The sequence below is a fragment of the Caballeronia sp. LjRoot34 genome (assembly GCF_964253815.1).
Classification (GTDB): domain Bacteria; phylum Pseudomonadota; class Gammaproteobacteria; order Burkholderiales; family Burkholderiaceae; genus Caballeronia.
Window position 1 is genome coordinate 809,806 of the sequence record NZ_CAXUSB020000001.1, and the last position, 25,634, is coordinate 835,439.

25 protein-coding genes are annotated in these 25,634 nt (G+C 61.0%); 15 read left to right on the forward strand and 10 right to left on the reverse strand.

From position 1 onward, the window contains the following. Positions 1-5 precede the first annotated feature (5 nt). From ACSQ36_RS03475 to hutG, 7 genes are all read left to right on the forward strand, one after another. Complete coding sequence (locus ACSQ36_RS03475; protein ID WP_436180918.1) at positions 6-797, forward strand: ABC transporter ATP-binding protein; 792 nt, start codon at positions 6-8, stop codon at positions 795-797. Positions 798-913: 116 nt separating this feature from the next. Further along, positions 914-2,404, forward strand: coding sequence for an HAL/PAL/TAL family ammonia-lyase (locus ACSQ36_RS03480; protein WP_436183076.1), 1,491 nt, complete (start codon positions 914-916; stop codon positions 2,402-2,404). A gap of 281 nt (positions 2,405-2,685) precedes the next feature. Beyond that, positions 2,686-4,368: a urocanate hydratase gene (hutU, locus tag ACSQ36_RS03485; protein WP_436180919.1), complete on the forward strand. Its 1,683-nt coding sequence runs from the start codon at positions 2,686-2,688 to the stop codon at positions 4,366-4,368. Between the two features lie 2 nt (positions 4,369-4,370). Next, positions 4,371-4,952 (forward strand): HutD/Ves family protein, encoded by a 582-nt coding sequence (locus tag ACSQ36_RS03490; RefSeq protein WP_436180920.1) that lies wholly within the window; start codon positions 4,371-4,373, stop codon positions 4,950-4,952. 1 nt (position 4,953) lies between these two features. After that, positions 4,954-6,180, forward strand: coding sequence for an imidazolonepropionase (gene hutI, locus ACSQ36_RS03495; RefSeq protein ID WP_436180921.1), 1,227 nt, complete (start codon positions 4,954-4,956; stop codon positions 6,178-6,180). Positions 6,181-6,202: 22 nt separating this feature from the next. Next, complete coding sequence (locus ACSQ36_RS03500; RefSeq protein WP_436180922.1) at positions 6,203-7,588, forward strand: formimidoylglutamate deiminase; 1,386 nt, start codon at positions 6,203-6,205, stop codon at positions 7,586-7,588. 11 nt (positions 7,589-7,599) lie between these two features. Next, positions 7,600-8,400 (forward strand): N-formylglutamate deformylase, encoded by an 801-nt coding sequence (gene hutG, locus ACSQ36_RS03505; protein ID WP_213762360.1) that lies wholly within the window; start codon positions 7,600-7,602, stop codon positions 8,398-8,400. 150 nt (positions 8,401-8,550) lie between these two features. On the opposite strand, the gene nadB is transcribed toward hutG, so the two are convergent. From nadB to radC, 4 genes are all read right to left on the reverse strand, one after another. Next, entirely contained in the window at positions 8,551-10,149 is a 1,599-nt protein-coding gene (gene nadB, locus ACSQ36_RS03510; protein ID WP_436180923.1) for an L-aspartate oxidase, read from the reverse strand. Between the two features lie 236 nt (positions 10,150-10,385). After that, on the reverse strand, positions 10,386-10,553 hold the full coding sequence (rpmG, locus tag ACSQ36_RS03515; RefSeq protein WP_006478046.1) for a 50S ribosomal protein L33: 168 nt from the start codon (positions 10,551-10,553) through the stop codon (positions 10,386-10,388). A gap of 11 nt (positions 10,554-10,564) precedes the next feature. Next, positions 10,565-10,798, reverse strand: a complete 234-nt coding sequence (gene rpmB / locus ACSQ36_RS03520; protein WP_031359861.1) for a 50S ribosomal protein L28 — start codon at positions 10,796-10,798, stop codon at positions 10,565-10,567. A 329-nt stretch (positions 10,799-11,127) separates the two neighbouring features. Next, positions 11,128-11,904 (reverse strand): RadC family protein, encoded by a 777-nt coding sequence (gene radC, locus ACSQ36_RS03525; protein WP_436180924.1) that lies wholly within the window; start codon positions 11,902-11,904, stop codon positions 11,128-11,130. Positions 11,905-12,255: 351 nt separating this feature from the next. On the opposite strand from radC, the gene ACSQ36_RS03530 reads away from it, so the two are divergent. The 7 genes from ACSQ36_RS03530 (at position 12,256) to ACSQ36_RS03560 (ending at position 19,279) form a co-directional block, all read left to right on the forward strand. Next, complete coding sequence (locus ACSQ36_RS03530) at positions 12,256-12,711, forward strand: FKBP-type peptidyl-prolyl cis-trans isomerase (protein ID WP_213762363.1); 456 nt, start codon at positions 12,256-12,258, stop codon at positions 12,709-12,711. Between the two features lie 2 nt (positions 12,712-12,713). Then, positions 12,714-13,670, forward strand: coding sequence for a 4-hydroxy-3-methylbut-2-enyl diphosphate reductase (gene ispH, locus ACSQ36_RS03535; RefSeq protein ID WP_089163464.1), 957 nt, complete (start codon positions 12,714-12,716; stop codon positions 13,668-13,670). A gap of 490 nt (positions 13,671-14,160) precedes the next feature. Further along, the gene (locus ACSQ36_RS03540) at positions 14,161-15,423 is read left to right on the forward strand and encodes a branched-chain amino acid ABC transporter substrate-binding protein (protein WP_436180925.1); all 1,263 of its coding nucleotides are present in this window, start codon (positions 14,161-14,163) and stop codon (positions 15,421-15,423) included. Positions 15,424-15,608: 185 nt separating this feature from the next. Next, a complete protein-coding gene (locus tag ACSQ36_RS03545) occupies positions 15,609-16,559 on the forward strand; it encodes a branched-chain amino acid ABC transporter permease (RefSeq protein WP_436180926.1) in 951 nt (316 codons plus the stop codon). A gap of 15 nt (positions 16,560-16,574) precedes the next feature. Then, on the forward strand, positions 16,575-17,744 hold the full coding sequence (locus tag ACSQ36_RS03550; protein WP_213762366.1) for an ABC transporter permease subunit: 1,170 nt from the start codon (positions 16,575-16,577) through the stop codon (positions 17,742-17,744). Positions 17,745-17,768: 24 nt separating this feature from the next. Further along, entirely contained in the window at positions 17,769-18,545 is a 777-nt protein-coding gene (locus ACSQ36_RS03555) for an ABC transporter ATP-binding protein (protein WP_436180927.1), read from the forward strand. 29 nt (positions 18,546-18,574) lie between these two features. After that, complete coding sequence (locus ACSQ36_RS03560; RefSeq protein WP_089163536.1) at positions 18,575-19,279, forward strand: ABC transporter ATP-binding protein; 705 nt, start codon at positions 18,575-18,577, stop codon at positions 19,277-19,279. A gap of 87 nt (positions 19,280-19,366) precedes the next feature. On the opposite strand, the gene ACSQ36_RS03565 is transcribed toward ACSQ36_RS03560, so the two are convergent. From ACSQ36_RS03565 to ACSQ36_RS03575, 3 genes are all read right to left on the reverse strand, one after another. Continuing rightward, positions 19,367-19,789 (reverse strand): GNAT family acetyltransferase, encoded by a 423-nt coding sequence (locus ACSQ36_RS03565; RefSeq protein ID WP_436180928.1) that lies wholly within the window; start codon positions 19,787-19,789, stop codon positions 19,367-19,369. Then, positions 19,786-20,970 (reverse strand): acetylornithine transaminase, encoded by a 1,185-nt coding sequence (locus ACSQ36_RS03570; protein WP_436180929.1) that lies wholly within the window; start codon positions 20,968-20,970, stop codon positions 19,786-19,788. The genes ACSQ36_RS03565 and ACSQ36_RS03570 overlap by 4 nt, the downstream gene beginning before the upstream one ends. 298 nt (positions 20,971-21,268) lie before the next feature. Next, the gene (locus ACSQ36_RS03575; RefSeq protein WP_213762370.1) at positions 21,269-22,300 is read right to left on the reverse strand and encodes a CDP-6-deoxy-delta-3,4-glucoseen reductase; all 1,032 of its coding nucleotides are present in this window, start codon (positions 22,298-22,300) and stop codon (positions 21,269-21,271) included. Positions 22,301-22,359: 59 nt separating this feature from the next. Between ACSQ36_RS03575 and ACSQ36_RS03580 the strand changes: the two genes are divergently transcribed. Then, positions 22,360-23,484 carry an NAD-dependent epimerase/dehydratase family protein gene (locus ACSQ36_RS03580; protein ID WP_436180930.1) on the forward strand — a complete coding sequence of 375 codons (1,125 nt, stop codon included), beginning with the start codon at positions 22,360-22,362 and terminating at the stop codon, positions 23,482-23,484. Here the strand turns inward: ACSQ36_RS03580 and ACSQ36_RS03585 are convergent. The 3 genes from ACSQ36_RS03585 to ACSQ36_RS03595 form a co-directional block, all read right to left on the reverse strand. Continuing rightward, positions 23,450-23,626, reverse strand: a complete 177-nt coding sequence (locus ACSQ36_RS03585; RefSeq protein ID WP_213762372.1) for a hypothetical protein — start codon at positions 23,624-23,626, stop codon at positions 23,450-23,452. The genes ACSQ36_RS03580 and ACSQ36_RS03585 overlap by 35 nt on opposite strands. A gap of 133 nt (positions 23,627-23,759) precedes the next feature. After that, complete coding sequence (locus ACSQ36_RS03590; RefSeq protein ID WP_436180931.1) at positions 23,760-24,629, reverse strand: alpha/beta hydrolase; 870 nt, start codon at positions 24,627-24,629, stop codon at positions 23,760-23,762. A gap of 146 nt (positions 24,630-24,775) precedes the next feature. Continuing rightward, entirely contained in the window at positions 24,776-25,498 is a 723-nt protein-coding gene (locus tag ACSQ36_RS03595) for a pseudouridine synthase (RefSeq protein ID WP_436180932.1), read from the reverse strand. Positions 25,499-25,634: the final 136 nt, after the last annotated feature.

The window sequence follows — 25,634 nt, forward strand, 5'->3', positions numbered from 1 at the left end:
ACCTCATGAACGTAAGCACCTCCATTGCGCTGTCCGCGACCAACATCCACAAGTCATTTGGCGACGCGCACGTGCTCAAGGGCATTTCCCTCGACGCGCACGAAGGCGATGTGATCTCCATCCTCGGCGCGAGCGGGTCCGGCAAAAGCACTTTCCTGCGCTGTATCAACATGCTGGAAACGCCCGACGACGGTGAAGTGAGACTCGCGGGCGAAGCGATCGAAATGAAGCGTGGCCGCGATGGCCGCCTGCAGCCGGGCAACCGCAAGCAGGTCGACCGGATTCGTTCGCAGCTCGGCATGGTGTTCCAGAGTTTCAACCTCTGGTCGCACATGACGGTAATGCAGAACGTGATTGAAGGGCCGTTGCGCGTGCAGAAACGCACGCGTGCGGAAGCCGTTGAAGAGGCGGAGCAGTTGCTGACGAAGGTCGGCCTCTACGAAAAGCGCGATGCCTACCCCGCGCATCTGTCGGGCGGCCAGCAACAGCGCGTAGCCATTGCACGGGCTTTGGCCATGCACCCCAAGGTCATGCTCTTCGATGAACCCACGTCCGCACTCGATCCGGAACTGGTCGGCGAAGTATTGCGCGTGATGCGCGCGCTCGCCGAGGAAGGCCGGACCATGCTGGTCGTCACGCATGAGATGGGCTTTGCGCGGCATGTATCAAATCGCGTGATGTTCCTGCACCAGGGACGAGTCGATGCCCAGGGCGCGCCTGACGACCTGTTCAACGGCCGTTGCTCGGAACGGTTCCAGCAGTTCGTATCGAGTCATCATTCACGTACTGCTAACTAAAATAGAGCGAGGTTGACGTGTTGGCAAGTTCCTTTTTACCGACGCCATCGATTGATCCTATCGTCATCGGCGCGGACTTGAGTGATGGTTGCGGCAACGGGCGCTCGGCAGCGGCGGTGTCTTCCGTGTGTATCGACAAGCCGCTTGACTGGCGTGGCATTGCCCAGATTGCGAATGGCGCGAAGCTGGTTTTGTCGCCGGGGGCGCGCTCGCGGATCGACCATGCGCGCTCGCTGGTCGAGCAGATCGTCGAACGCCGGATTCGCGCGTATGGCGTGAACACCGGCGTGGGCGCGCTGTGCGACGTGGTCGTGTCGCCGTCGGAACAGCGCGCGTTGTCGCGCAATATCCTGATGAGTCACGCGGTCGGCGTCGGCGAGCCGCTGCGGGGTGAGGAGACCCGCGCGATCATCGCGGCGGCGGTGAACAACTTCGCGCATGGGCATTCCGGCGTGCGCCTCGAACTTGTGGAGCTGCTCGTCACGTTGCTCGACAGCGGGTTGACGCCAGAAGTGCCGGCATTCGGCTCGGTCGGGTATCTGAGCCATATGGCGCATATTGCGCTGGTGCTCATCGGCGAAGGATTTGTCCGCGATGACACTGGTCGTATGAGCGCTGCCGGCGCGTTGCAACGGCTGGCGCACGAACCGCTCGTGCTTGAGGCGAAGGAAGGCTTGAGCGTGGTCAACGGCACGCCTTGTGTGACCGGGCTTGCCTCGCTGGCGCTGGCGCGCACTGAGCGGCTGCTCGAATGGGCCGACACCATTTCCGCGATGTCTTTCGAGAACCTGCGTGGTCAAGCTGCGGCCTTCGATGCCGATTCGCTTGCGCTGCGCATATCGCCGGGATTGTCGTTGGTAGGCGCACACCTGCGGGCGCTTCTTGCTGACAGCGGCATTATCGCGGCGTCGTTCGGACGCAAGACGCAGGACCCCTTGAGCTTGCGGACGATTCCCCACGTGCACGGCGCGGCGCGCGACGTGTTCGCGACGACGGCGGAAGTGGTGAATCGCGAACTGGCTTCGGTCACCGATAACCCCGTCGTCGCCGGCACGCTCGCTTCGCCGCGGGTATTTTCGCAGGCGCATGCGGTGGGCGCGTCGATTGGCCTGGCGATGGATAGCCTGAGTACCGCGGTGGCCGAGGTCGCCGCGATGGCTGAGCGCCGCATCGACCGGCTGGTGAATCCGCTGGTGAGCGGCTTGCCCGCTTTTCTCGCCGATAGCGGCGGCACGTGTTCCGGTTTCATGATCGCGCAGTACACGGCGGCTTCACTGGTTGCGCACAATCGCCGCCTTGCAATGCCTGCGAGTCTGGATGGGGGGATTACCTCCGGCCTGCAGGAGGACCACTTGTGTCACGCGACGCCGGCTGCGTTGAAGGCTTTGGAAATCATCGCCAATGCCGAGCGGATCTTTGCTATCGAGTTGCTGGCGGCGACTCAGGCGTATGACCTGCAACCCGCTGACTTGTCGCGTGCGCCTGAAACCGACGCAATTTATCGAAGCGTCCGTGCGGTTATTTCGCGATACCGGGACGACCGGCCATTGGCGGGCGATATCGCCGCAGCCTGGGCGTTCGTCCACGACGCAAACCCCGCGTTTTAATTATCAGGGGCCTTGTATAGACAGATCGCGCACGCTCCGTTGCCGCCGATTCTGCCGTTTTTACGCGGGATCGGCGTTGGCCGCGCGGTTTATACCGGGCTGTCAGCGTCGTTCAAGTAAACCCCTAGCCGAATCCCTCTGCCCACCGCTTGCGCTCTGATTTGTTTTAATTCAGACTTGTATATACAACTCGCCGACCAAGCTCCATTGCTGGCTGAAACGCCCCGAGGAATTGGCTGCAAGATACCGAATGTTCACCATCCCGTCCGAGGAGTGCTTTGATGAAAAACCACAACCCGCGTCCCCTGCGCGCACCGCGCGGCACCGAGCTTACGTGCAAGAGCTGGCTCACCGAAGCGCCGTATCGGATGCTGCTGAACAACCTCGATCCGGAGGTCGCCGAGAACCCCGACAAGCTGGTGGTCTATGGCGGTATAGGCCGCGCTGCCCGCAACTGGGAATGCCTCGACAAAATCCTCGAAACGCTGCAACGCCTGGAAGGCGATGAGTCGCTGCTGGTTCAGTCCGGCAAACCGGTTGGCGTGTTCAAGACGCATGCCGACGCACCGCGCGTGTTGATCGCGAACTCCAACCTCGTGCCGAAATGGGCCACGTGGGAACACTTCAACGAACTCGACCGCAAGGGCCTGTTCATGTACGGCCAGATGACGGCCGGAAGCTGGATCTACATCGGCAGCCAGGGAATCGTTCAGGGAACGTACGAAACCTTCGTCGAAGCCGCGCGGCAGCACTTTAACGGCGACTGGAAGGGCCGCTGGATCCTGACCGCGGGGCTGGGAGGCATGGGCGGCGCGCAGCCGCTGGCGGCGACGCTGGCGGGAGCGGTATCGCTGAATATCGAGTGCGACCAGACGCGTATCGATTTCCGTCTGCGCACGCGCTACGTCGATAAACAAGCGAAGGACATCGATCACGCGCTTGAACTGGTCAAGCAGCACACGGCCGCTGGCGACGCTGTGTCGATCGCGCTGCTGGGCAACGCAGCCGAAGTGCTGCCGGAACTCGTGCGCCGCGCCAAGGCGGGTGGCATCAAGCCGGATCTGGTCACCGATCAAACCTCGTCGCACGATCTGATCAACGGTTATCTGCCGGCTGGCTGGAGCCTGGAGAAGTGGCGCGCGGCGTCGCTCGACCCGTCCCAGCACGCCGAGCTGAAGGCCGCTGCGCAACGTTCCTGCGCCCAGCACGTCCAGGCGATGCTCGATTTCCACGCGATGGGCATTCACGCCGTCGATTACGGCAACAACCTGCGTCAGGTCGCTTTCGACGACGGCGTCAAGAACGCGTTCGATTTCCCAGGCTTCGTTCCGGCGTATATCCGCCCGCTGTTTTGCGAAGGCAAGGGGCCGTTCCGCTGGGTCGCGTTGTCAGGCGATCCGGAAGATATCTACAAGACCGACGCCAAGCTGAAAGAACTGTTCCCGCATAACGCAGGCATGAACCGCTGGCTCGATATGGCACGCGATCGCATCGCGTTCCAGGGTCTGCCGGCGCGGATTTGCTGGCTGGGCCTGGGCGAGCGTCATGTCGCCGGTCTCGCGTTCAATGAAATGGTCAAGAGCGGCGAGCTGAAAGCGCCGATCGTGATCGGCCGGGATCATCTGGATACGGGTTCGGTTGCCAGCCCGAATCGTGAGACGGAAAGCATGAAGGACGGCACGGACGCCGTCTCGGACTGGCCGCTGCTCAACGCACTGTTGAACACAGCAGGCGGCGCGACGTGGGTCAGCTTGCATCATGGTGGCGGCGTTGGCATGGGTTACTCACAACATGCTGGCATGGTGATCGTTGCCGATGGCACCGACGCAGCCCAAAAGCGTCTCGCGCGCGTGCTGGTGAACGACTGCGCGTCGGGCGTGATGCGTCATGGCGATGCCGGTTACGAGCAAGCCATTGAATGCGCGAAGAGCTTCGGCCTCGATCTGCCGTTCATCACGACCTGATCATGGCACTGGCCTTCAGCATTATTCGCGCGGCCGATTTGAAGGCCGTGCCGTGGAAAAACGGAGGCGGTGCGACGCGCGAGATCGCCGCGTCGCCGCCAGGTGCGGCCTTCGATGCCTTCGACTGGCGCGTGAGCATCGCGGATGTATCGGAGGCGGGGGCGTTCTCGGTGTTCGAGGGCATCGACCGCGTGCTGACGCTGATCGAAGGCGCGGAGATGGTGCTTGTCGATGCAGACGGCCCGCGGCATGTTCTCGCTCGCTGGGATTCGCTCGCGTTCGCGGGTGAAACAAAGATAACGGCAGAATTGCCGCACGGCCCGACGCGGGATTTCAACCTGATGTTGAGGCGGGATCGTGTGTTGGGAAGTGTGACAGTGCGGCGTGATGCTGCAGCGTTGAGCGTGGCGCAGGGCAGCGTTGTGCTGGTCTGCGCGCTCGGCGAATTTGCGGTCGATGGTGAGCGTTTGTCTCAAGGCGATGCGCTTGTTTTTGAGGCCGGCGAACAGGCTTCTTTAAACGTCGAACCGGTTTCGGAAGGCGCGGTTCTCATCGACGCTCGTATTGTTTCGAAGGATCGCTGACATGACCAATAACAGCGTGCAAATCTGGCGCAATGCGCGTCTTGCAGCACGTGCCGATCCGGCAGATGTACTCGAAAACGCGGCGATTGTCGTGCGCGACGGGCGCATTGAATGGTTCGGGGCTGAAGCTGAAATACCTTCAGCATTTGCCGAAGCGGCAAGCAACGATCTAAAAGGAAGGATCGTGACGCCGGGTCTCGTCGATTGCCACACGCATCTCGTCTACGCCGGAAACCGCGCAGAAGAATTCGCGATGCGGCTTGAAGGGGCGAGTTACGAAGACATCGCGAAACGCGGTGGCGGTATTGTCTCGACGGTGCGCAACACGCGCGCCGCGAGCGAGGACGAATTGTTCGCGCAGTCGCTGCGCCGGCTGGACGCGTTGCTCGCCGAAGGCGTGACCGCGCTGGAAATCAAATCGGGTTACGGGCTGGACCTTCCGACCGAACGCAAGATGCTGCGCGTCGCGCGGCGACTCGCGGCGGCGCGGCCGGTGACCATCGCCACGACGTTCCTTGGCGCGCACGCGTTGCCGCCGGAGTACGCCGGCCGCGCCGATGACTACATCGCCCATGTCTGCAACGAGATGCTGCCGACGCTCGCGGCAGAAGGCCTGGTCGATGCCGTCGATGTGTTCTGCGAGCGCATTGCGTTCACGCTTGAGCAAGCGGAGCGCGTGTTTGACGCGGCATCGAAACTGAATCTGCCCGTGAAAATGCACGCCGAGCAGTTGTCGCTGATGGGCGGCGCGGCGCTCGCGGCGAAGCATCACGCGTTATCGGCCGATCACCTCGAATTCCTCGACGAAGCCGGCGCAATCGCGATGCGCGAAGCCGGCACCGTCGCTGTTTTATTGCCGGGTGCGTTCTATTTCATCCGCGAAAAACAGTTGCCGCCGATCGACCTGCTGCGTCGTCACGGCGTGCCAATAGCGCTCGCCACCGACAGCAATCCGGGGACATCGCCGAGTACGTCGCTGCTGCTGATGCTCAACATGGGCTGCACGTTGTTCCGTTTGTCGGTGGCGGAAGTGCTCGCGGGCGTGACGCGTCACGGCGCAAAAGCGCTTGGTCACGCCGATGTGAACGGTGAGATCACCGTTGGCGCGAAGGCGGATTTTGTTGCGTGGGATATCGAAACGCTGGCGGAATTGGCGTACTGGACCGGCCTTGATCGTTGCGCGCTGGTCGTGCGCCACGGCGCCGTGACCGTGGATAAACGAAAATAAGCGGAATTAAGTAGGATTCCACATGAATCGAAATAGCTTGTTTGCCGAACACGCGCGTTTGCAGGACGGATGGCATCGCGACGTGCTGCTGGAATGGGACGATCACGGTACCTTGGTCGCCGTTACGCCGGACAGCACGCAACCGGCGGGCGTGGATAAAGCCAAAGGTCCGGTGCTCGCCGGCATGCCGAATCTTCACTCGCATGCGTTCCAGCGCGCGATGGCGGGGCTCACCGAATATCGCGCGAATCCTGCCGACAGCTTCTGGAGCTGGCGCGACCTGATGTACCGGTTTGCCGCGCGCATTTCCCCGGACAGCATTGGCGACATTGCGCGCTGGCTTTATATCGAAATGCTGAAGGCGGGCTACACGTCGGTCTGCGAGTTTCACTACGTGCATCACGCGCCAGACGGCAAACCCTACGCGAATCCTGCCGAAATGGCCGCTCGCGTGGTCGATGCCGCAGCACAAACCGGCATCGGCATGACGATGTTGCCCGTGCTTTATCAATACAGCGGTTTTGGCGAGTGCGAGCCTACGCCCGGTCAAGCGCGGTTTATCCACACGCCGGAAAGCCTGCTCGATGCCCTCGTTTCATTGCGCTCGACGCAGCCCGAAAATGGCAACCTGCGATACGGCGTCGCGCCACATTCGCTGCGTGCTGTATCGAAGGAATCGCTGGGCCGTTTGCTCAGCGGACTCGACAGCGCTTTTCCAGGCGCCCCGGTGCACATTCACGTAGCCGAGCAGACGGCTGAAGTCGATGCCTCTCTGGAGACGCTGAAGGCGCGGCCCGTGCGCTGGCTGCTCGATAACTTCGACGTGAACGAACGCTGGTGCCTCGTGCACGCCACGCATGTCGACGAAAACGAAGTCCGCTCAATGGCCGCAAGTGGCGCCGTCGCGGGACTTTGCCTGACAACCGAAGCCAATCTCGGCGATGGCATTTTCCCCACGCATGCGTACCTGAACGACGGTGGGCGGTTTGGGCTCGGCTCGGACAGCCACATCGCCGTCGACTGGCGCTCGGAACTGCGCTTGCTGGAATACGGACAACGGCTCACGCGACGCGAGCGCAACGTGCTGGCATCGAATGAACAGGCACACGTCGCCGATCGTCTCTTCGACGCCGCAGGCCGAGGCGGCGCCAGCGCCACCGGCCGCGCAGTCGGCGCGCTGGAAGCGGGGCGTCGGGCGGATTTCATCGTGCTCGATCCCGATCATCCGGCGATTGCCGGGCATGCGCCGGACGCGTGGTTATCGGGCGTGGTGTTTTGCGAACACGGCGAGACGCCGGTGCTGGATGTGAGCGTTGGCGGGAAGCGCGTGGTGGAGGCGCGGCGGCATCGCGATGAAGGAGAGGCGTTCGGGCAGTATCGAAACACGCTGGCCGGATTGCTCAAATAAAGGACACGCCTGTGACGGATCAAGTTTTTACGTTGAAGCGCGGCACTGCGCCGCTGCTGATTTCGATTCCCCATGCCGGCACCCAGATTCCCGCCGACATAGCCGCGTCCATGACGCCGATCGCCCGCGAAGTCGATGACACCGACTGGCATCTCGAACGTCTCTACGCGTTCGCGGTGGAGATGGGCGCGTCGATCCTCGTGCCCGCGAATTCGCGTTATGTGATCGATTTGAACCGTCCGCCGGATGGCGCGAATCTTTATCCAGGACGCGATACGACCGGCCTGTGTCCCGTCGATACTTTCAACTGCGAACCGTTGTATCTCGCGGGCGCCGCGCCTTCGGATGCGCAGATCGCCAACCGTCGCGAGAAGTATTGGCGGCCGTATCACGATGCGCTGACCGAAGAGTTGGCGCGTTTGAAAGCGGCGCATGGCAAAGCGTTGCTGTGGGAAGCGCATTCCATTCGCTCACACGTGCCGCGTTTCTTCGACGGCAAGCTTACTGACTTCAACTTCGGCACGGCGGCCGGGGAAAGCGCGGTTGCGGGTCTCGCGGAAAAGCTCGAAGCGATGGTGGTCGGGCAGGGCGCTTACACGGCTGTGGCTAACGGGCGCTTCAAGGGGGGCTACATCACGCGGCACTACGGAGCGCCGCAGGACGGCATTCACGCGGTGCAACTGGAGTTGTCGCAGGTGACTTATATGGAAGAGACACGGCCGTACGCCTATGACGAAGCCCGCGCAGCAAGGGTCGCGCCGTTGATGCGGGATCTGGTGCAGTGCGCGCTAGATGCGGTGCGTTCGGCGTAACCAGGCGCGGTTCAAATCTCCCGCTGCCGATTGCTCCAAGGCAGAAACGAAAAAGCCATTCCAATTCGTGTTGGAATGGCTTTTTCGCTTTTAGCTAATGGGCTGTTGCTGCATACCTGCTATCGCAGTGCAATCCGCGGTTCCCTTCGTTCAAATTCCCCTGCGTCTCACAGACGGCGGCGTCAATACAGTCGGCAGCGCCTTCGGCAACGTCTCCGGCCAGTCGCGGCTGAAGTGCAAACCGCGGCTCTCGCGCCGTGAGCATGCGCTTTCCACAATCAGCGACGCGACATCAACAAGATTCCGCAATTCAAGCAGGTCGCGGCTCACCTTGAAGTTCGCGTAGTACTCGTGGATCTCGTCACGCAGCAGCGCTATCCGATGCTGGGCGCGTGCAAGCCGTTTATCGGTACGCACAATGCCCACGTAATTCCACATCAGCCGCCGCAACTCGTCCCAGTTGTGCGCGACCACGACTTCCTCGTCCGGATCGGAGACGCGGCTTTCATCCCAGGCAGGCAGGGGGGCATGGCCGCTCGCCGCGAAGCCGTCCTTTTCCATGGCTTGCGCCGCCGCGCGCCCGACCACCAGGCATTCGAGCAGCGAGTTGCTTGCCAGCCGGTTCGCACCGTGAAGCCCCGTGCACGAGGTCTCACCCACGGCATAAAGGCCGGCGCGATCCGTGCGGCCGGCCAGATCGGTGACCACGCCTCCGCACGTATAATGCGCGGCCGGCACCACGGGAATAGGCTGTTTCGTGATATCGATACCGAACTCGCGGCAGCGCGCCAGGATGGTGGGGAAGTGCTCCTGAAGGAACGCTTCCGGCTGATGGCTGATGTTGAGATACACGCAGTCAATACCTCGCTTCTTGATCTCGAAGTCGATCGCCCGGGCGACGATATCGCGCGGTGCAAGTTCAGCGCGTTCGTCGTGGGCGAGCATGAACCGCGTGCCGTCGGGCAGGCGCAGGATGCCGCCTTCGCCGCGCACGGCTTCGGAGATCAGGAAGGACTTCGCATACGGATGGAACAGGCAAGTCGGATGGAACTGGATGAACTCCATGTTCGATACCCGGCAGCCCGCGCGCCACGCCATCGCAATACCATCGCCGGTCGCGGTATCCGGATTCGTGGTGTACAGATACACCTTGCCTGCGCCCCCGGTCGCGAGCACGGTATGCGGCGCCTCGATGGTGACGGTACGTCCGCTCGCAAGATCGAGCGCATAAAGCCCATGACAGCGATGCCCGGGCAACCCGAGCCGCTCGGACGTGATCAGGTCGATGGCGTGATGATCTTCCAGGACCGTGATGTTCGGATGATTGCGCACACGCTCGTTGAGCGTGGTGACCACGGCGTGACCGGTTGCATCGGCTGCATGAATGATCCGCCGATGGCTATGGCCGCCTTCACGCGTCAGATGAAAGCCGAGCTCGGCGGACAGATCCTTCGTGAACGGCACGCCTTCGCCGATCAGCCATTCAATGGCCGCACGCCCGTTTTCCACGATGAATCGGGTAGCGGTCTCGTCGCACAAGCCACCGCCGGCGATCAACGTGTCGCGAACGTGGTTGTCGATACTGTCGGCTGAGTCGAGCACGGCCGCGATACCACCCTGGGCCCAGTCGCTGGCGCCTTCGCTTACGCTGCGCTTGGCGAGGATGGCCACGCGCCGGGTGTCCGCCAGATTCAGCGCCACGCTCAGGCCCGCCAGCCCGCTGCCGATAATTGCCACGTCGAAATTCATCCCGCCCTGTCTCCGTCAATTTTATCCGCTGCGACTTTCGGGATTCACGCCGGTGGCATGGAGAAAGCCTGGTCGGTAAGGATAACGCGTGCCACGCTACGCGGCCACTTGGCCGTTCGGCCAGTAGGGCGAACAGAGCGCACGAGTTCGGCCGGACAGGAAGGATGCCGGCACCAAAGCAAAAAGCCTCGCGTGAGCGAGGCTTTTTGTGATGCTGCAGCGAAAGAGACCGGATCTTATTTGATCTTGGTTTCTTTGTATTCAACGTGCTTGCGGACAACGGGATCAAACTTCTTGATCGCCATCTTTTCCGGCATGTTGCGCTTGTTCTTCGTGGTCGTGTAGAAGTGACCCGTTCCTGCGGTCGATTCCAGCTTGATCTTGTCGCGTGCGCCCTTGGCCATGTTCCTGCTCCTTAGACTTCGCCACGTGCGCGCAAATCTGCGAGCACGGAGTCGATGCCGTTTTTGTCGATCAGACGAAGGCCGGCGTTCGAGAGACGCAGACGAACCCAGCGGTTTTCGCTTTCAACGAAGAAGCGGCGATTTTGCAGATTGGGCAGGAAACGACGCTTGGTGCGGTTGTTCGCATGGGAAACGTTGTTGCCGCTCATCGGCCCCTTCCCGGTTACTTGGCATACACGTGCCATGAGAGCACTCCTAATACGCTTTAATTCTGAGTTCGAACGCCAGATACATTTGGGACCGCTTCGGGCTACCGAGAGGTTTGCCCGAAATGATGACCGCGTACGCTCGGAACAGGTTGGTTGAAAGAAGCAAACCGAGATTCTAACCGCAAAAAACCAGCAAAATCAACTCTTTTTGGTACCGGACGAGGTATCCGCCCATCTGGTCCGGGGCAGGTTTCGTGCGGTTTTCCGCCCGCAATGCCTCATTCAGGCTTGGTTTTGCCGCCTTTTGTGGCCAGCGGGCTATTAAATCAGTGAAATCAGCGTTCGGCTGTCACTTCGGCTGCAACTCATGCCGGAATCCATCCCTGTCGCGAAAACGAGAAAACCTCGTTCGAGGTCACCACCAGATGATCCAGCAGCCGGACATCGATCAGCACGAGCGAGTCTTGCAGCACGCGCGTCAGCCTACGGTCGTTTGCGCTCGGCTCGACGCCGCCGGAGGGGTGATTATGCGCGACGATCAGGCTGGCCGCATTTAATGTGAGCGCCCGCCGCACGATTTCGCGAGGATAAACGGCAACACGCGAGATCGACCCCTTCGCCGACTCGTCCACGGTGATCAGGCAATGTCTGATGTCGAGAAAAAGGGTGACGAACACTTCGTTGGGCCGCGTGCCGATCAGCCACTTCAAATAGTCTTCCACCGCCTGCGGGGCGTCCAGCAAGGGCCGGTCGCGGGTTTTTTCCGCGAGCGAACGCTGGCACAGCTCCGAGACAGCAAGCAGCAGCGCCGCCTTCGCCGGGCCGATGCCGCCGAACCTGCGTAATTCCGTCGCAGTCGTGCTCAGCACGCCTCTAATTGATTCGAACCGGACCAGGAGATCGCGCGCCACGTCAACGGACGTCATGCCAGGGCGGCCCGTATTCAGGAACAATGCCAGCAACTCAGCGTCCGATAACGTCTGAGCGCCCAGTTTTAACAGGCGTTCGCGTGGACGATCGCGCGCAGGCCAGTCGAGCATGCGCATGACGGCAGGCGCGATATGTGCGGGAGGCTCCGCGGCGAGCAGGTCGGCGGCAGAATAGGGCGCGTTGTTTTGCACCAGCTCGAGCCGGGCGTTCATGTCACGCTCCCGCCCGCGTGCAATCGCGGAAAGAACGTCGGAACCAAGGTTGAAATTGAGATTGAAATTAGCGTCGAACGCGGTGACTGGCCGGCCCGTCCGCCATCACGCCGGAGCATTGCTCGGATCGAGGCGGGGCTGTCGTACTGTGGCTTACAATGTAGGTTTGGCACTTCCCCGAGCGCCCGTTCAGTGGTTTGCCCAACGGATGCTTCAACTCCTGCGGCGCGGTGCCCGGGTGCCGGCCAAGCTTTCGCCACGACTGCGTCCCGTTTGGACGCCCGGCCTTTTATCGGACGGCGGGACCGGCTGAGAAGGTAATTACGGCTTTTACGGCTACCACGATCAAACATGAGCATCATTGATATTTCCGAGGTGAAACCCGGTTCGCATGTCACGCTTCATTACCGGCTTGCGCTTGAGGATGGAGCGGACATTGTCAGCACGTTTGCCGACAAGCCCGCCACGCTGTTATTAGGCGCCGGTCATCTTGCGCCGCCGCTCGAAGACATTCTGCTGGGTCTGAAGGTGGGCCACCACTCGACCTTTCGGCTGATGCCTGGCCAGGGGTTCGGTCCGCGCAATCCGGAAATGCTGCAATGGGTGTCGTTAGCCACGTTGCGTGAGAACGCGATGATCGGCGAGAATTTTTCTCCCGGCGACCTCGTCGAATTCAATGCGCCGGGCGGTGGCCGTTACGCGGGCGTGCTCAAGGAGGTTGGCGAGACCTCCGCGCTGTTCGATTTCAATCATCCGCTTGCCGGCCAGGCGCTGGCGTTCGAAGTGAAAATCATCGGAATTCTGTAGCCATGAGCTCCACTGACACCCTTCTCGATGTCGAAATTCTTCTCGCCCAGCCGCGCGGCTTTTGCGCCGGCGTCGATCGCGCAATCGAAATCGTGGAGCGGGCCATCGCGTTGTTTGGCGCGCCTATTTATGTACGCCACGAGATCGTGCACAACGCCTATGTCGTCGAGGATCTGCGCAAGAAAGGCGCAGTGTTCATCGAAGATCTGGCGGATGCGCCTGAAGGGAGCACGCTGATTTTCAGCGCGCACGGCGTGTCGAAAGCGGTGCGTTCGGAAGCGGAAACCCGCGGCTTGCGCGTGTTCGACGCTACCTGCCCGCTGGTGACCAAGGTGCACATGGAAGTCGCGAAGATGCGCCAGGAAGGCTTCGATATCGTGATGATCGGCCACAAGGGACACCCCGAAGTGGAAGGTACGATGGGACAGAGCGGTGAGGGCATGCATCTGGTGGAGGATATTGAGGACGTGGAAGCGCTCACGCTTGCCGATCCCGACCGAATTGCCTACGTGACGCAAACCACGCTGTCAGTGGATGACGCCTCTGCGATCATCGGGGCATTGAAGTTGAAATACCCGTCGGTGAAAGAGCCGAAGAAGCAGGATATTTGCTACGCCACGCAGAATCGCCAGGACGCGGTGAAGTTTCTCGCGCCTCAATGCGATGTGGTGATCGTGGTCGGCAGCCCGAACAGCTCGAATTCAAGCCGGCTGCGTGAAGTTGCTGAAAAGCGCGGAATCCCCGCCTATATGGTGGATTCCCCCACGCAAATCGACCCGAAATGGGTGGAAGGCAAAAAGCGCATCGGCGTGACGGCGGGCGCGTCGGCGCCGGAAGTGCTGGCGCAAGCTGTGATCGCGCGGTTGCGGGAACTGGGGGTGCGAAACGTGCGCCCGCTGGAAGGGATCGAGGAGACGGTTTCGTTTCCGCTGCCGCGTGGGTTGACGCTGCCGGGGTGATGCGCCATCCGCGAAGCGTCGTCCTTCGTTCCTGAATTAGAGGCTTAGAGGCGAAAGTCGAAATTGTATTGAGAGGCCGCTCCAACCCGTGTTGGCGCGGCTTTTTATTTGTGCGCCTTGAAAAATGTCGCGCCCAAACGCCGCACCCGCGAGCACGGCACCCGGGTCGCTACGAGAACGCCCGGATTGACCGGCTGATTTTGCACTCGCACCATGAAAGTGCGTTTTCGCGAATTCGCATGGCCGCCAAAGCAATGCAACGCATTGGTGTTTACCCACGATGCCAGTCAATGGTGCAACTTGCGCACCGGGGCGGGGCGCAACCGGGTTGCTCCGAGACCTCCGCCAGAGGCCAAAGAGAGGGTTGCAATGGAGGAAAACCCCTGTCGCTGAACAATATTGCACGTCTCAAAAACCGAGTTACAATGCGCGCGTTCCAAGCCGGATGGGCTGGAAACATCAGCTTCTCAGGGCGCCGGAGACCGATTGAATGCGAATTAAGTTTGGCTTTGTCGTGACCATCGCGGCTGCAGTTGCGATGGCAACGGCGTGCAGCAAAAAAAGTGACAACGAGCAAGCTGCGGGGGCGTCGGCGGTGCCGGAAGCCTCGGCGAGTGTCGGGGGAAGTGCGCCGGCCGTGCCGGCATCGGTGGCTGCGGCCTCCGCGCCCGTACCGGCCAGCACCGCGACTGTCGTCAGGATCGGCCACGTCGCGCCGCTTAGCGGACCGCTGGCCCATCTTGGGCAGGACAACGAAAATGGCGCAAGGCTGGCCATCGAGGAAATCAGTGCTCAGGGACTGACTATCGACGGTCACGCGATTCATCTCGAACTGGACACGCAGGACGACGCAGCCGATCCCAAGAAGGGTATTGCAGCGGCGCAGCAACTGGTGGCTGACCACGTGGTGGCGGTGGTCGGACATTTGAATTCGGGCGTGTCGATTCCGGCATCGAAGATCTATAGCGACGCGGATGTGGCGCAGATCTCGGGTGCGACGACCAACCCCGCGTTCACGCAGCAAGGGTACAAAACAACGTTCCGTGTGGTGCCGACGGACGCGCGCCAAGGGCCAGTGCTGGCGACTTATGCGCTCAAGACGCTGCACGCGCGCAAAATCGTGGTCGTCGATGACGCCACGCTCTACGGCCGGGGTCTCGCGAACGAGTTTGCCAAGGCTGTGGTCGCAGGCGGCGGCCGCATTACGGGTCACGAGGTGACGAGCGAAAAAGCGCGCGATTTCAAGGCGATCTTGAACAAGATCAAGCACGTCCAGCCGGACGCGGTGATGTTCGGCGGCATGGACGTGACCGGTGGACCGTTTGCCAAACAGGCTGCAGCTTTAGGCATCAAGGCGAAGATTCTTGGCGGTGACGGCATGTGTTCCGCCGACATGGCCACGCTCGCGGCCAACGCAGCGCCGAACGTGGTGTGCTCGGAACTTGGCGTGGACGTGTCGAAGCTGGACAAGGGCGGGGATTTCGCGCAGCGCTATGAAGCCCGTTTCCATCTGCCGGTCCAGAGCTACGCACCGTTCACCTATGACGCCGTATATGTGATTGTCGACGCCATGAAGCGGGCTAATTCGATTGAAGCGCCAAAGGTGCTTGCCGCGATTGCATCGACGGATTTCAATGGCCTGACAGGACACATTGCATTCGATGACAAAGGTGATTTGAAAGGCGGCGGCGCAATTACGCTAATCGATTTCAAGGATAACAAGAAGAACGTCATTGACGTCATCACGCCGTAACCGTGTGTTGCGGCGCCGCGCGGCGAATGCACACCTGGTTGAGCAACCCCTCGATTCGTAGTCACTTTCAGACGTTTTAGAGTTTTTTTTCAAGTACGCGCGGTGCGGTTGCGTTTTTTTCTTCCCTTCGGTTTATCGGCCAGCGATAAAGCGTAAATCTAGTCGCACGGGCTAAGGAGCCTTCAATGGATATCTTCATCCAGCAGATTATCAACGGGCTGGTGCTTGGCAGCGTCTACGCCATCATCGCGTTGGGTTACACGATGGTGTACGGGATTCTCGGCATCATCAACTTTGCACACGGGGATGTGCTGATGGTCGGCGCCATGGTCGCGCTGTCTGCCATCGGCGTCATGCAGAACCATTTCCCGGGCATGCCGTTATCGTTGGTGCTGGTCATCGCGCTACTGGTTGCCGCAGTCGTCTGCGCGTTGGTCGGCTACACCATCGAACGCGTGGCTTACCGGCCTTTGCGTAGGGCGCCGCGTCTTGCGCCGCTGATTACGGCTATCGGTGTATCGATTCTTCTCCAGACGCTGGCCATGATGATCTGGGGCCGCAATCCGCTGGCCTTTCCGCAACTGCTGCCGACTGATCCGATCAACGTGATCACCGCAACGGCCGATCGTCCGGGCGCCGTCATTTCAATGACGGAAATTGTAATTATCGTGGTCGCGTTCCTCGTGATGGGCGGCTTGCTGCTGCTCGTGCACAAGACGAAACTCGGCCGGGCGATGCGCGCCATTGCCGAGAATCCGGGCGTCGCGAGCCTGATGGGGGTCAACCCTAATTTCGTGATCTCCGCGACCTTCATGATCGGCTCTGCGCTTGCTGCGCTCGCCGGTGTGATGATCGCCTCCGAATACGGCAACGCGCACTTCTACATGGGCTTCATCCCTGGGTTGAAGGCATTCACGGCGGCGGTGCTGGGGGGGATCGGCAACCTGGGCGGTGCGATGGTGGGCGGCGTGCTGCTCGGCCTGATCGAACAACTGGGTGCCGGGTATATCGGCAATTTGACGGGCGGTGTGTTCGGCAGTAACTACCAGGACGTGTTCGCGTTCATCGTGCTGATCGTTGTACTGGTGTTCCGTCCGTCCGGCCTGCTCGGCGAACGTGTCGCAGATCGCGCTTAAACAGGGAGACCAAGCATGACTTCAATTCAACCGATCGAGCCGTCGACCACGCTCATCCCTGAAAGAAAAACGGCGAAGAATTACGCCGTCACGGTGCTGGTTACCGCGCTCGTGATCCTCGCGCCCATGTTGATCGGCGCGGCCGGCGGCAATTACTGGGTCCGCGTGCTCGACTTCGCGATGCTGTACGTGATGTTGGCGCTTGGCCTGAACGTGGTGGTGGGTTTTGCCGGCCTGCTGGACTTGGGCTACATCGCGTTTTACGCGGTGGGCGCATACGTGGCTGCGTTGCTGTCCTCGCCGCAACTGACCACGCAGTTCGAGTGGATCGCGCACCTGTTCCCCAATGGCCTGCATACGCCGTTCTGGATCATCGTGCCGTGCGCGATGGCGCTGGCGGCCACCTTCGGCGTGTTGCTCGGTGCACCGACGCTGCGTCTGCGCGGCGATTACCTGGCTATCGTGACGTTGGGCTTCGGGGAAATCGTCCGGATTTTTATGAACAACCTGGATCGTCCGATCAACATCACGAACGGGCCGAAGGGGATTACGGGCGTTGATCCGGTGTCGCTGTTCGGCTTCGATTTATCGAAGTCCCATTCGTTGTTCGGGTTCAACTTCCCCTCGGTTTACAACTATTACTACCTGTTCGTGCTGTGTTCGCTGTTCGTGATCTTCGTGTGCGTACGCTTGCAGCATTCGCGTATTGGCCGCGCGTGGGCCGCGATCCGCGAAGACGAAATCGCCGCCAAGGCGATGGGCATCAACACCCGTAACGTGAAGCTGCTGGCCTTCGCGATGGGCGCGTCATTCGGCGGTTTGTCGGGCGCGATGTTCGGTACGTTCCAGGGATTCGTCTCGCCGGAATCGTTCACGTTCTGGGAATCCATCGTGGTGCTGGCCTGCGTGGTGCTGGGCGGCATGGGCCACATTCCAGGCGTGATCCTGGGCGCGGTGCTGCTCGCCGTGTTCCCCGAATTCCTGCGCTCGACTATGGGTCCGCTGCAGAACTTCATCTTCGGTCATCAGATCGTGGACACCGAAGTCATCCGCCAGTTGCTCTACGGTCTCGCGATGGTGCTGATCATGCTGTATCGCTCGGAAGGCCTGTGGCCGTCTCCGAAACACGAAGACAAGATCGCGAAGATTGCGAAGCGCGCTGGCAAGAAGCCGGTGCGTGCCTAAGCCTCGAGCAGCGGAGAAAAAACAATGAGCGAAAAACCCATTCGACTGTCCGTGAAGGGCGTGAACAAGCGCTTCGGCGGCTTGCAGGCATTGGCCGAAGTTGGCCTGGAAATCAGGGAAGGAGAAATCTACGGCCTGATCGGCCCGAACGGCGCAGGCAAGACCACGTTCTTCAACGTGATCACGGGCTTGTACACGCCGGATTCGGGTTCGTTCGTGCTCGATGGCACGCCGTACACGCCGACCGCCGTGCATCAGGTGGCGAAGGCGGGCATTGCGCGTACCTTCCAGAACATTCGCCTGTTCGGCGGCATGACGGCGCTCGAGAACGTGATGGTCGGACGCCACGTGCGAACGAAGCACGGCCTGATCGGCGCGGTGTTGCAGACGCCGTCGGAGCGTCGTGAAGAGAAGGAAATCAAGGAGCGCGCGCTGGAGCTACTGGAGTATGTGGGCGTGTTGCAATACGCGGATTACACGTCGCGCAACCTGTCGTACGGGCACCAGCGCCGGCTGGAAATTGCGCGTGCGCTTGCCACCGATCCGAAGTTGCTCGCACTCGATGAACCCGCCGCCGGCATGAACGCGACCGAGAAGGTCGAGCTCACGCGCCTGCTCGACAAGATTCGCAGCGACGGCCGCACGATCCTCTTGATCGAACACGATGTGAAACTGGTGATGGGATTGTGCAACCGGATGACGGTGCTCGATTACGGCAAGGTGATCGCCGAGGGTCTGCCGCACGACGTGCAAAAGGATCCGAAGGTGATCGAGGCTTATCTCGGGGCAGGGGTTCACTGATGGCTACGATGAATGGCGCGAACGGCGCAATGTTGAAGATCAAGGGCCTGCAGGTCAGCTACGGTGGTATTCACGCCGTCAAGGGCGTGGACCTGGAAGTCGGCCAGGGCGAACTCGTGACGCTGATCGGCGCAAACGGCGCGGGCAAGACGACCACGATGAAAGCCATCACGGGTCTGAAGGCGTATTCGGCTGGCGATATCGAATACATGGGCCAGTCGATCAAGGGTGTGCCGTCGCATGAATTGCTCAAGCGCGGCCTCGCGATGGTGCCGGAAGGGCGGGGCATTTTTGCGCGCATGTCGATTCTTGAAAACATGCAGATGGGCGCGTACTTGCGTAACGACAAGGACGAAATCGACAAGGACACCGACCGCATGTTCGGCTTCTTTCCGCGGCTGAAAGAGCGGGCGTCGCAGTATGCGGGCACGTTGTCGGGCGGTGAACAGCAGATGCTGGCCATGGCGCGGGCTTTGTTGTCGCGGCCGAAGCTGTTGCTCCTCGACGAACCGTCGATGGGTCTCTCGCCGATCATGGTCGAGAAGATCTTCGAGGTGGTGCGTGAGATTTCGGGCGAAGGGCTGACAGTGTTGCTGGTCGAGCAGAACGCCCGGCTGGCGTTGCAGGCGGCGAATCGTGGGTACGTGATGGATTCGGGTCTGGTCACCATGTCGGGTGATGCAAAGACCATGCTGGATGATCCGAAGGTCCGGGCTGCTTACTTGGGTGAATGAGTCGGCGAGTAATCGGCGTTAACGAATGAAGAAGCCGCATGCCTTTGAAGAAGGGCATGCGGCTTTTTTTAATGCGCGATCAAAAGTTCAAAGCCGCTTACCGAGGCTGATCACTTCATCCCTCTGATAACCGAGCTTTGCGTAAAACGCCTGGGTTTCAGGCTTGTTCGCCATGATCTGCAAATTCAGCTTCGGACATCCGATGGCGGCAAGCGCGCGTTCCGCGTGCTCGACCAGCGCGCGGGCATACCCATTGCCGCGTTGATCCTTGGCGACCGCGAGCGAATACATCCATCCGCGATGTCCGTCGTAACCCGCCATCACCGTTCCGATCAGACGCTCTTCCAGCAAGCCGACGAAGAAGAACTCCGGCTGCATGGCGAGCTTGTTTCGAATCGATAAACGCGGGTCCCGCTGCGGTTTGCCAGGCGTGGCGTATTCGGGAAACGCTTGTGCCCAGAGCGCGAGCACGGCCTGCGTGTCGCGCTCATCGAAGACCCGGATAATCAAAGCGCGTCCAGCACGGAGCGCAGCATCGACATCATCTGGTCGATCTCGTCCTTCGTCACGTTCAGCGCCGGCATGAAGCGCAGCAGGTTCGGCCGCGCTGCGTTCAGAAGCAAACCATCCGGTCCCATGTCGCGCGCCATTTCGACAATCTTCGGGCCGTTGTCGTTATTGAGCAGCAACGCGCGCAGCAAACCTTCGCCGCGTTCGCCGTTAAAACCGCGCTCTTCCGAAAGCTGCAACAACTGCGCCTTCAGATACTCGCCGCGTTCCCGCACGCCTTCGAGAAAACCCGGCGCCGTCAGTTGCGAAATCACCGAAAAACCCGCTGCCGTCATCAGCGGATTGCCGTTGTAGGTGCCCCCCTGGTCACCGGGTTCGAAGCACGCCACTTCCTTAGTCGAAAGCAGCGCGGCCAGCGGCACGCCGCCGCCAATGCCCTTGCCGAGCGTCATGATGTCCGGCTCCACGCCCGACAATTCATACGCGAACAAGGTGCCGGCCCGGCCGCAACCGCTTTGCACTTCATCGACGATCAACAGCAACCCATGTTTCTTCGTCAGCGCGCGCAAAGCCTGCATGAACTCGCGGGTCGCCGGGATCACGCCGCCTTCGCCCTGGATAGGTTCGAGCATCACGCCGACGGTTTTATCGGTGATGAGCTTTTCCACCGATGCGATGTCGTTCAGATCGGCCTTCGGAAAACCCGGCACCTGCGGTGCATAGAGGGTGTCCCAGCCCGGCTTGCCGCTGGCCGACATGGTTGCCAAAGTCCGGCCGTGGAAGCTGTGATCGAACGTGATGATCTCGTACGCGCCGCCCTTGAACTTCTTGCCCCACTTGCGCGCAAGCTTGATCGCGCCTTCGTTGGCTTCGGCGCCGCTGTTGGCGAAGAACACTTTGTCGAAGCAGCTGTTGGCGGTCAGCAAGGCGGCGAGCTGGGCCATCGGCGCGTTGTAGAACGCGGGCGACGGGTTGATCAGCGTGCGAGCCTGTTTGTCCATGGCTTCGATCATGCCGTCGTTGCAATGACCCAGACTATTCACCGCCCAGCCCTGGATGAAGTCGAGGTATCGTTTCTCGTTGTTGTCGTAGAGCCAGGAACCCTTGCCGTGGGTGAACACGATCTCAGGACGGTTCGTGATAAACATCAGCGATTCGACGGGGTACTCTTGGAAATTCATGACGGCGGGCTCCACGAAAACAGCAAGTAAAAAAAGTGGCGAGATAAAAAACCGAACCAACAATGCAAAAAGCCACGGAATTCCGTGGCTTCATGGTGGCGAAGTGTGCGCCGGTTCGAAAACTCAAGCGCCAATCCGTGACGAGCCAGCGGCATCCCTAGGGGAGCGGCGAGCGGCGACGTCGAAGAGTGGCGTAAATCTTGAGCATTCGCGAAGAATACGTTACGAAGTTCCTGCGTGTAAACCATGTCGGCCCGATTTTTTTGTCGAGCCGCCACACTCGCAGGCTTTGGTGCGCCTAAACCGGATTGGCCAGATCCGCCGCGCTGGTGAACGAATCGGCGTAGAACTCGTCCTCCGGCAAGCGGTGATGACTCGTGAAATCGCGTTGCGCCGATTCCACCATCACCGGCGCGCCGCACGCGTACACCTGATAGCCGCTCAAGTCTGGCAGATCTTCGATGACAGCACGATGAACAAAGCCCGTACGTCCGGTCCACGCATCGCTTTCATCGGGTTCCGAGAGCACCGGCACGAACGAGAAGTTCGGTACATCTTTCGCCCACTGCTCGGCCATGTCCATCATGTACAGGTCCTGCTTGCGGCGGCCGCCCCAATAGAGCGTCATGGGCCGGTTCAGGTTCTTGAACACAGCATGTTCAATGATTGCCTTGATGGGCGCGAAGCCCGTGCCGGAAGCGAGCAGCACGATCGGCTTCTCTGAATCTTCACGCAGGAAGAACGTGCCGAGCGGGCCTTCGAAGCGCAGAATGTCGCGCTCTTTCATGGTGCCGAACACGTGGTCCGTGAAGGTGCCGCCAGGCATGTGACGAACGTGCAGCTCGATCGGGCCTTCGTGGTGCGGCGGGCTCGCCATCGAATAGCTGCGGCGCTTGCCGTCCTTCAGGATGAATTCGATGTACTGGCCAGCCAGGTATTGCAGCCGTTCGTTGGCCGGCAATTGCAGCTTCAGTTCAATGACGTCGGCCGCCTTGCGTTCCAGCGCGTTCACGCGGCAAGGCAGCTTCTTGACCTGAATGTCGCCTACGCCTGCCACTTCGCGTATGTCGATCGTCAGGTCGCCCTTGGGCGTCGCGCAGCAAAGCAGGGCCATGCCGCGGGTTTTTTCGTCGTTGGACAACGCCGACGACGAATGCGGCGCCTGCTCGACTTCGCCGGACACAACCGTGCCCTTGCATGAACCACAGGCTCCGTTCTTGCAGCCGTAGGGAAGTCCTATGCCCTGACGCAGGGCGGCGAGCAGCACCGCTTCGTCGGGTTCTACCTGAAACTGCCGGCCGCTTTGCCGGAGCGTTACGTTGAAAGCCATAGATCCTGGATGAGTTGGATGAGACAAATGCAAAAGCTGTCGCGGCTACAATCGACAGCATGATAGCCACTCGAAAACTACGCCGCGCGCGCGTGCTGATTGCCGGTTGCGGCGATGTCGGCCTGCGTTGCGTGCCGCTTCTCGCCCACCGTGCCGCCGCGCCTCGCGTGATCGCACTTTCAAGTCAACCCGCGCGCGCAGCCGAATTGCGCGCCGCAGGCACAACACCGTTGATTGCTAACCTGGACGAGCGCCGCAGCCTGCGACGGCTGGCCGGTCTTGCATCCACGGTGCTGCATCTCGCGCCACCGCAGAAAACTGGCGACGACGACAGCAGGACCCGCGCGCTGATTGCCGCGTTGAGTGCGCCGCGCCGCTCCGTTGCGCGCGAGGCGACCAGCGCCGTGGCCCGTCAGCGGGCATGGCGCGGATGGTTTCGTGCGACCTTCAAAAGCGGTATGCCTGCGACCGTCAGAATGGGCGGCAACGCGCACGCCAAAGCCATAAAAAGAGCGTCTATTGTACCCGACCGGGTTTCGGGCGCCGCCGCGCGCCGGCCGCGGATCCGCCTGATTTACGCGAGCACGTCCGGGGTTTACGGCGATTGTGGCGGGGCATGTATCGATGAGACGCGCCCGGTCAGGCCGGACAACGCACGCGCGAAACGACGTGTATCGGCGGAAACGCAATTGCGGGGCGCGACGCGGCGCGGCGTGCTGAGTGCATCGATTGTGCGGATTCCCGGCATCTACGCCGGCAACCGTCTGCCGCTGGCACGACTGCACAAGGGGACGCCGGCGCTTGCGCCGGCCGATGATGTCTACACCAACCATATCCACGCCGACGATCTCGCCGCCATTCTCGTGCTCGCGATCCGCCGAGCGCGGCCGCAGCGCGTGGTGCACGCATCGGACGACAGCGACTTGCGCATGGGGGATTATTTCGACCTGGTTGCCGATGCGTTCGGCTTGCCGCGCGTTCCCCGTGTTTCGCGCGAGCAGGCGGAGGCGCAACTCGAGCCGATGATGCTCTCGTTCATGCGCGAATCGCGACGTCTGCAGAACACCCGGCTGCGAGACGAAATGCGTTACGCGCTGCGTTATCCGAGCATCGGCGACTTCTTGCGCCAGGCGATCGTTCATCCGGCCGTTACATCAGTACCGGCAGCGTCTCCAGCAGGATGAAGCACAGCAAGGCCCCGATCAGCGCACCAATCAGGTTGGGTTGATAGCGATGGTGCCGATGCATTGTCACCAGCAATCCGACGATAAACAACACGCTGACGGCAACGAACGCAATCATTGCAATAGTCGTGTGAGCGGCCATGGTGGCCCTCCTGCTTCTTTTAATAGTCGTGTAAGCAGTATAGATTTTCGTCGTAAGAAAGCCATGCTGCAGTGCGGCGCCAGCGTGTTGTGTTAACACCTATGGAATTGCTACGGCGGGCGTAATGCTGCGGTTATTGCGAATCGATGAACGCCGATATATCCACGAGCACGGTGGAGCGTCCACGCAACGGCAACGCCAGCGCCGAAACAATCCGGATATGACCGAAGCCGTCGTAATGTTTGACCTCCACCGAGTCGCCATGTTTGCGCAGCATGGCCGCCAGACGGTCGGTGTTGCCGGGATCGACGACGGTATCGTCCGTGCCGGCTGCAAGGAACATGGGCGGCTCGTGGCCGGTGACGAAATTGATCGGCTGGCTCTCGGCGCGCGTGTCTGCCGGAAATACGTCGAATAGCGTGGGATCCGTGAGCGGCAGGAAATCGTAAGGTCCAGCTAGGCCGATCACCCCGCGCAAGTCGGTTTTCGACATCGATTGCGAAGCGAGATAACGCGGATCGGTCGCGATCAGCGCAGCCAGATGAGCGCCTGCTGAGTGGCCCATGACGAACAGCCGCGACGGATCGCCGCCGAATTCATGCGCGTGATCGTGGGTCCAGCGCGCGGCAGCCGCTGCGTCATCGACAAAACCAGGAAACGCCGTTTCCGGATACGTACGGTAGTCAGGCAGCACGGCCACGTAGCCGCGCGACGTCAACGCCTGCGCGACAAACAGATAATTGCCGCGATTGCCGGTCTGCCAGCTTCCGCCGTAGAAAAAGACGACAACCGGGCGCGGGCCAGCACTCACCGGGGCGGCGGGTACATAGACATCGAGTACCTGGCGCGGATCGTTTCCGTACGCGATATCTGACGTTTTCCTGTAACCACTCGACGGGATCGTGGCGTTCAAAAGTTTGACGGGACTGCAGGCGGCGAGCGCTGCAGCGCCGAGGCTGGCAAGACCCAATGTCACGATGCGGCGTTTTTGTTGTGTGGGCATAAATGTCGAAAAGCAGGGGGGATGCCACCTTCTACGCTCGAAGCGCCCGGATGGATGCAGCGCGTTGGGCTGCTCTGATGGAGACGTTAAACCCGCCGTGATCGTGACTTGGCGCGCTGTCGCACGAATATGACACACGAAGCGCGTCAGCAATGCCTGAGCATGGCGAGGTCTGCATCGTCCAGCCAGCGCCATTGGCCCTCGGCCAGTTCATCGGGCAGAGCAAACCCGCCAATACGCTCCCGATGCAATTTCTCCACGCGGTTCCCCGCCGCCGCAACCATCCGCTTCACCTGGTGATACTTGCCTTCGAGCACCGAAAGTTCGAGCTGGCGCTCGTCGCGTTGTTCAGCGCTGACCGCTGCAACGGGTTGCGATTCGCCATGCAGCAAGACGCCATTGCGCAACGCCAAGAGTTGAGCATCGTCCAGTGGATGGCGCGTGGTCGCCAGATACACCTTCGGTACCTTGCGTTTCGGCGATGTGAACGCATGCACGAACGCGCCGTCATCGGAGAGGAGCAGAAGGCCGGTCGTGTCCTGATCCAGACGTCCCACGCATTGCACGCCGCGCTCGGTCAACTGTGGCGGCAATAGGTGAAAGACGCTCAGGTGGTGCTGCGGATCACGTGAGCACTCGTAGCCCGGCGGCTTGTTCAGTACCAGATACGCTTTCTCCCGATATCGCCATGTCGCGCCATCGACTTGAAACTCGAATGACGCGAGCGTGTCGGACGCAATGTCGATCGTGGCATTGGCGGCATTGCTACAGGACGAGCCCGCGATGGACACGCGGCCATCGGCTATCAGCGCGCGGCATTGGCGGCGCGAGCCGAAACCCTGCGTGAAAAGAATGCGTTCGAGATCCATCAGGGTGGTTCTTGGCTCAGGCAGAAAGAAGGGACGGACATTCTAGCAACCCGCGTGCTTCGATCCCTTGCGGCGGCCGCCGAGCAACACCGGGATTTAGGTGAGCACATCATGAACGAGGGCCCTGTTGAATGCA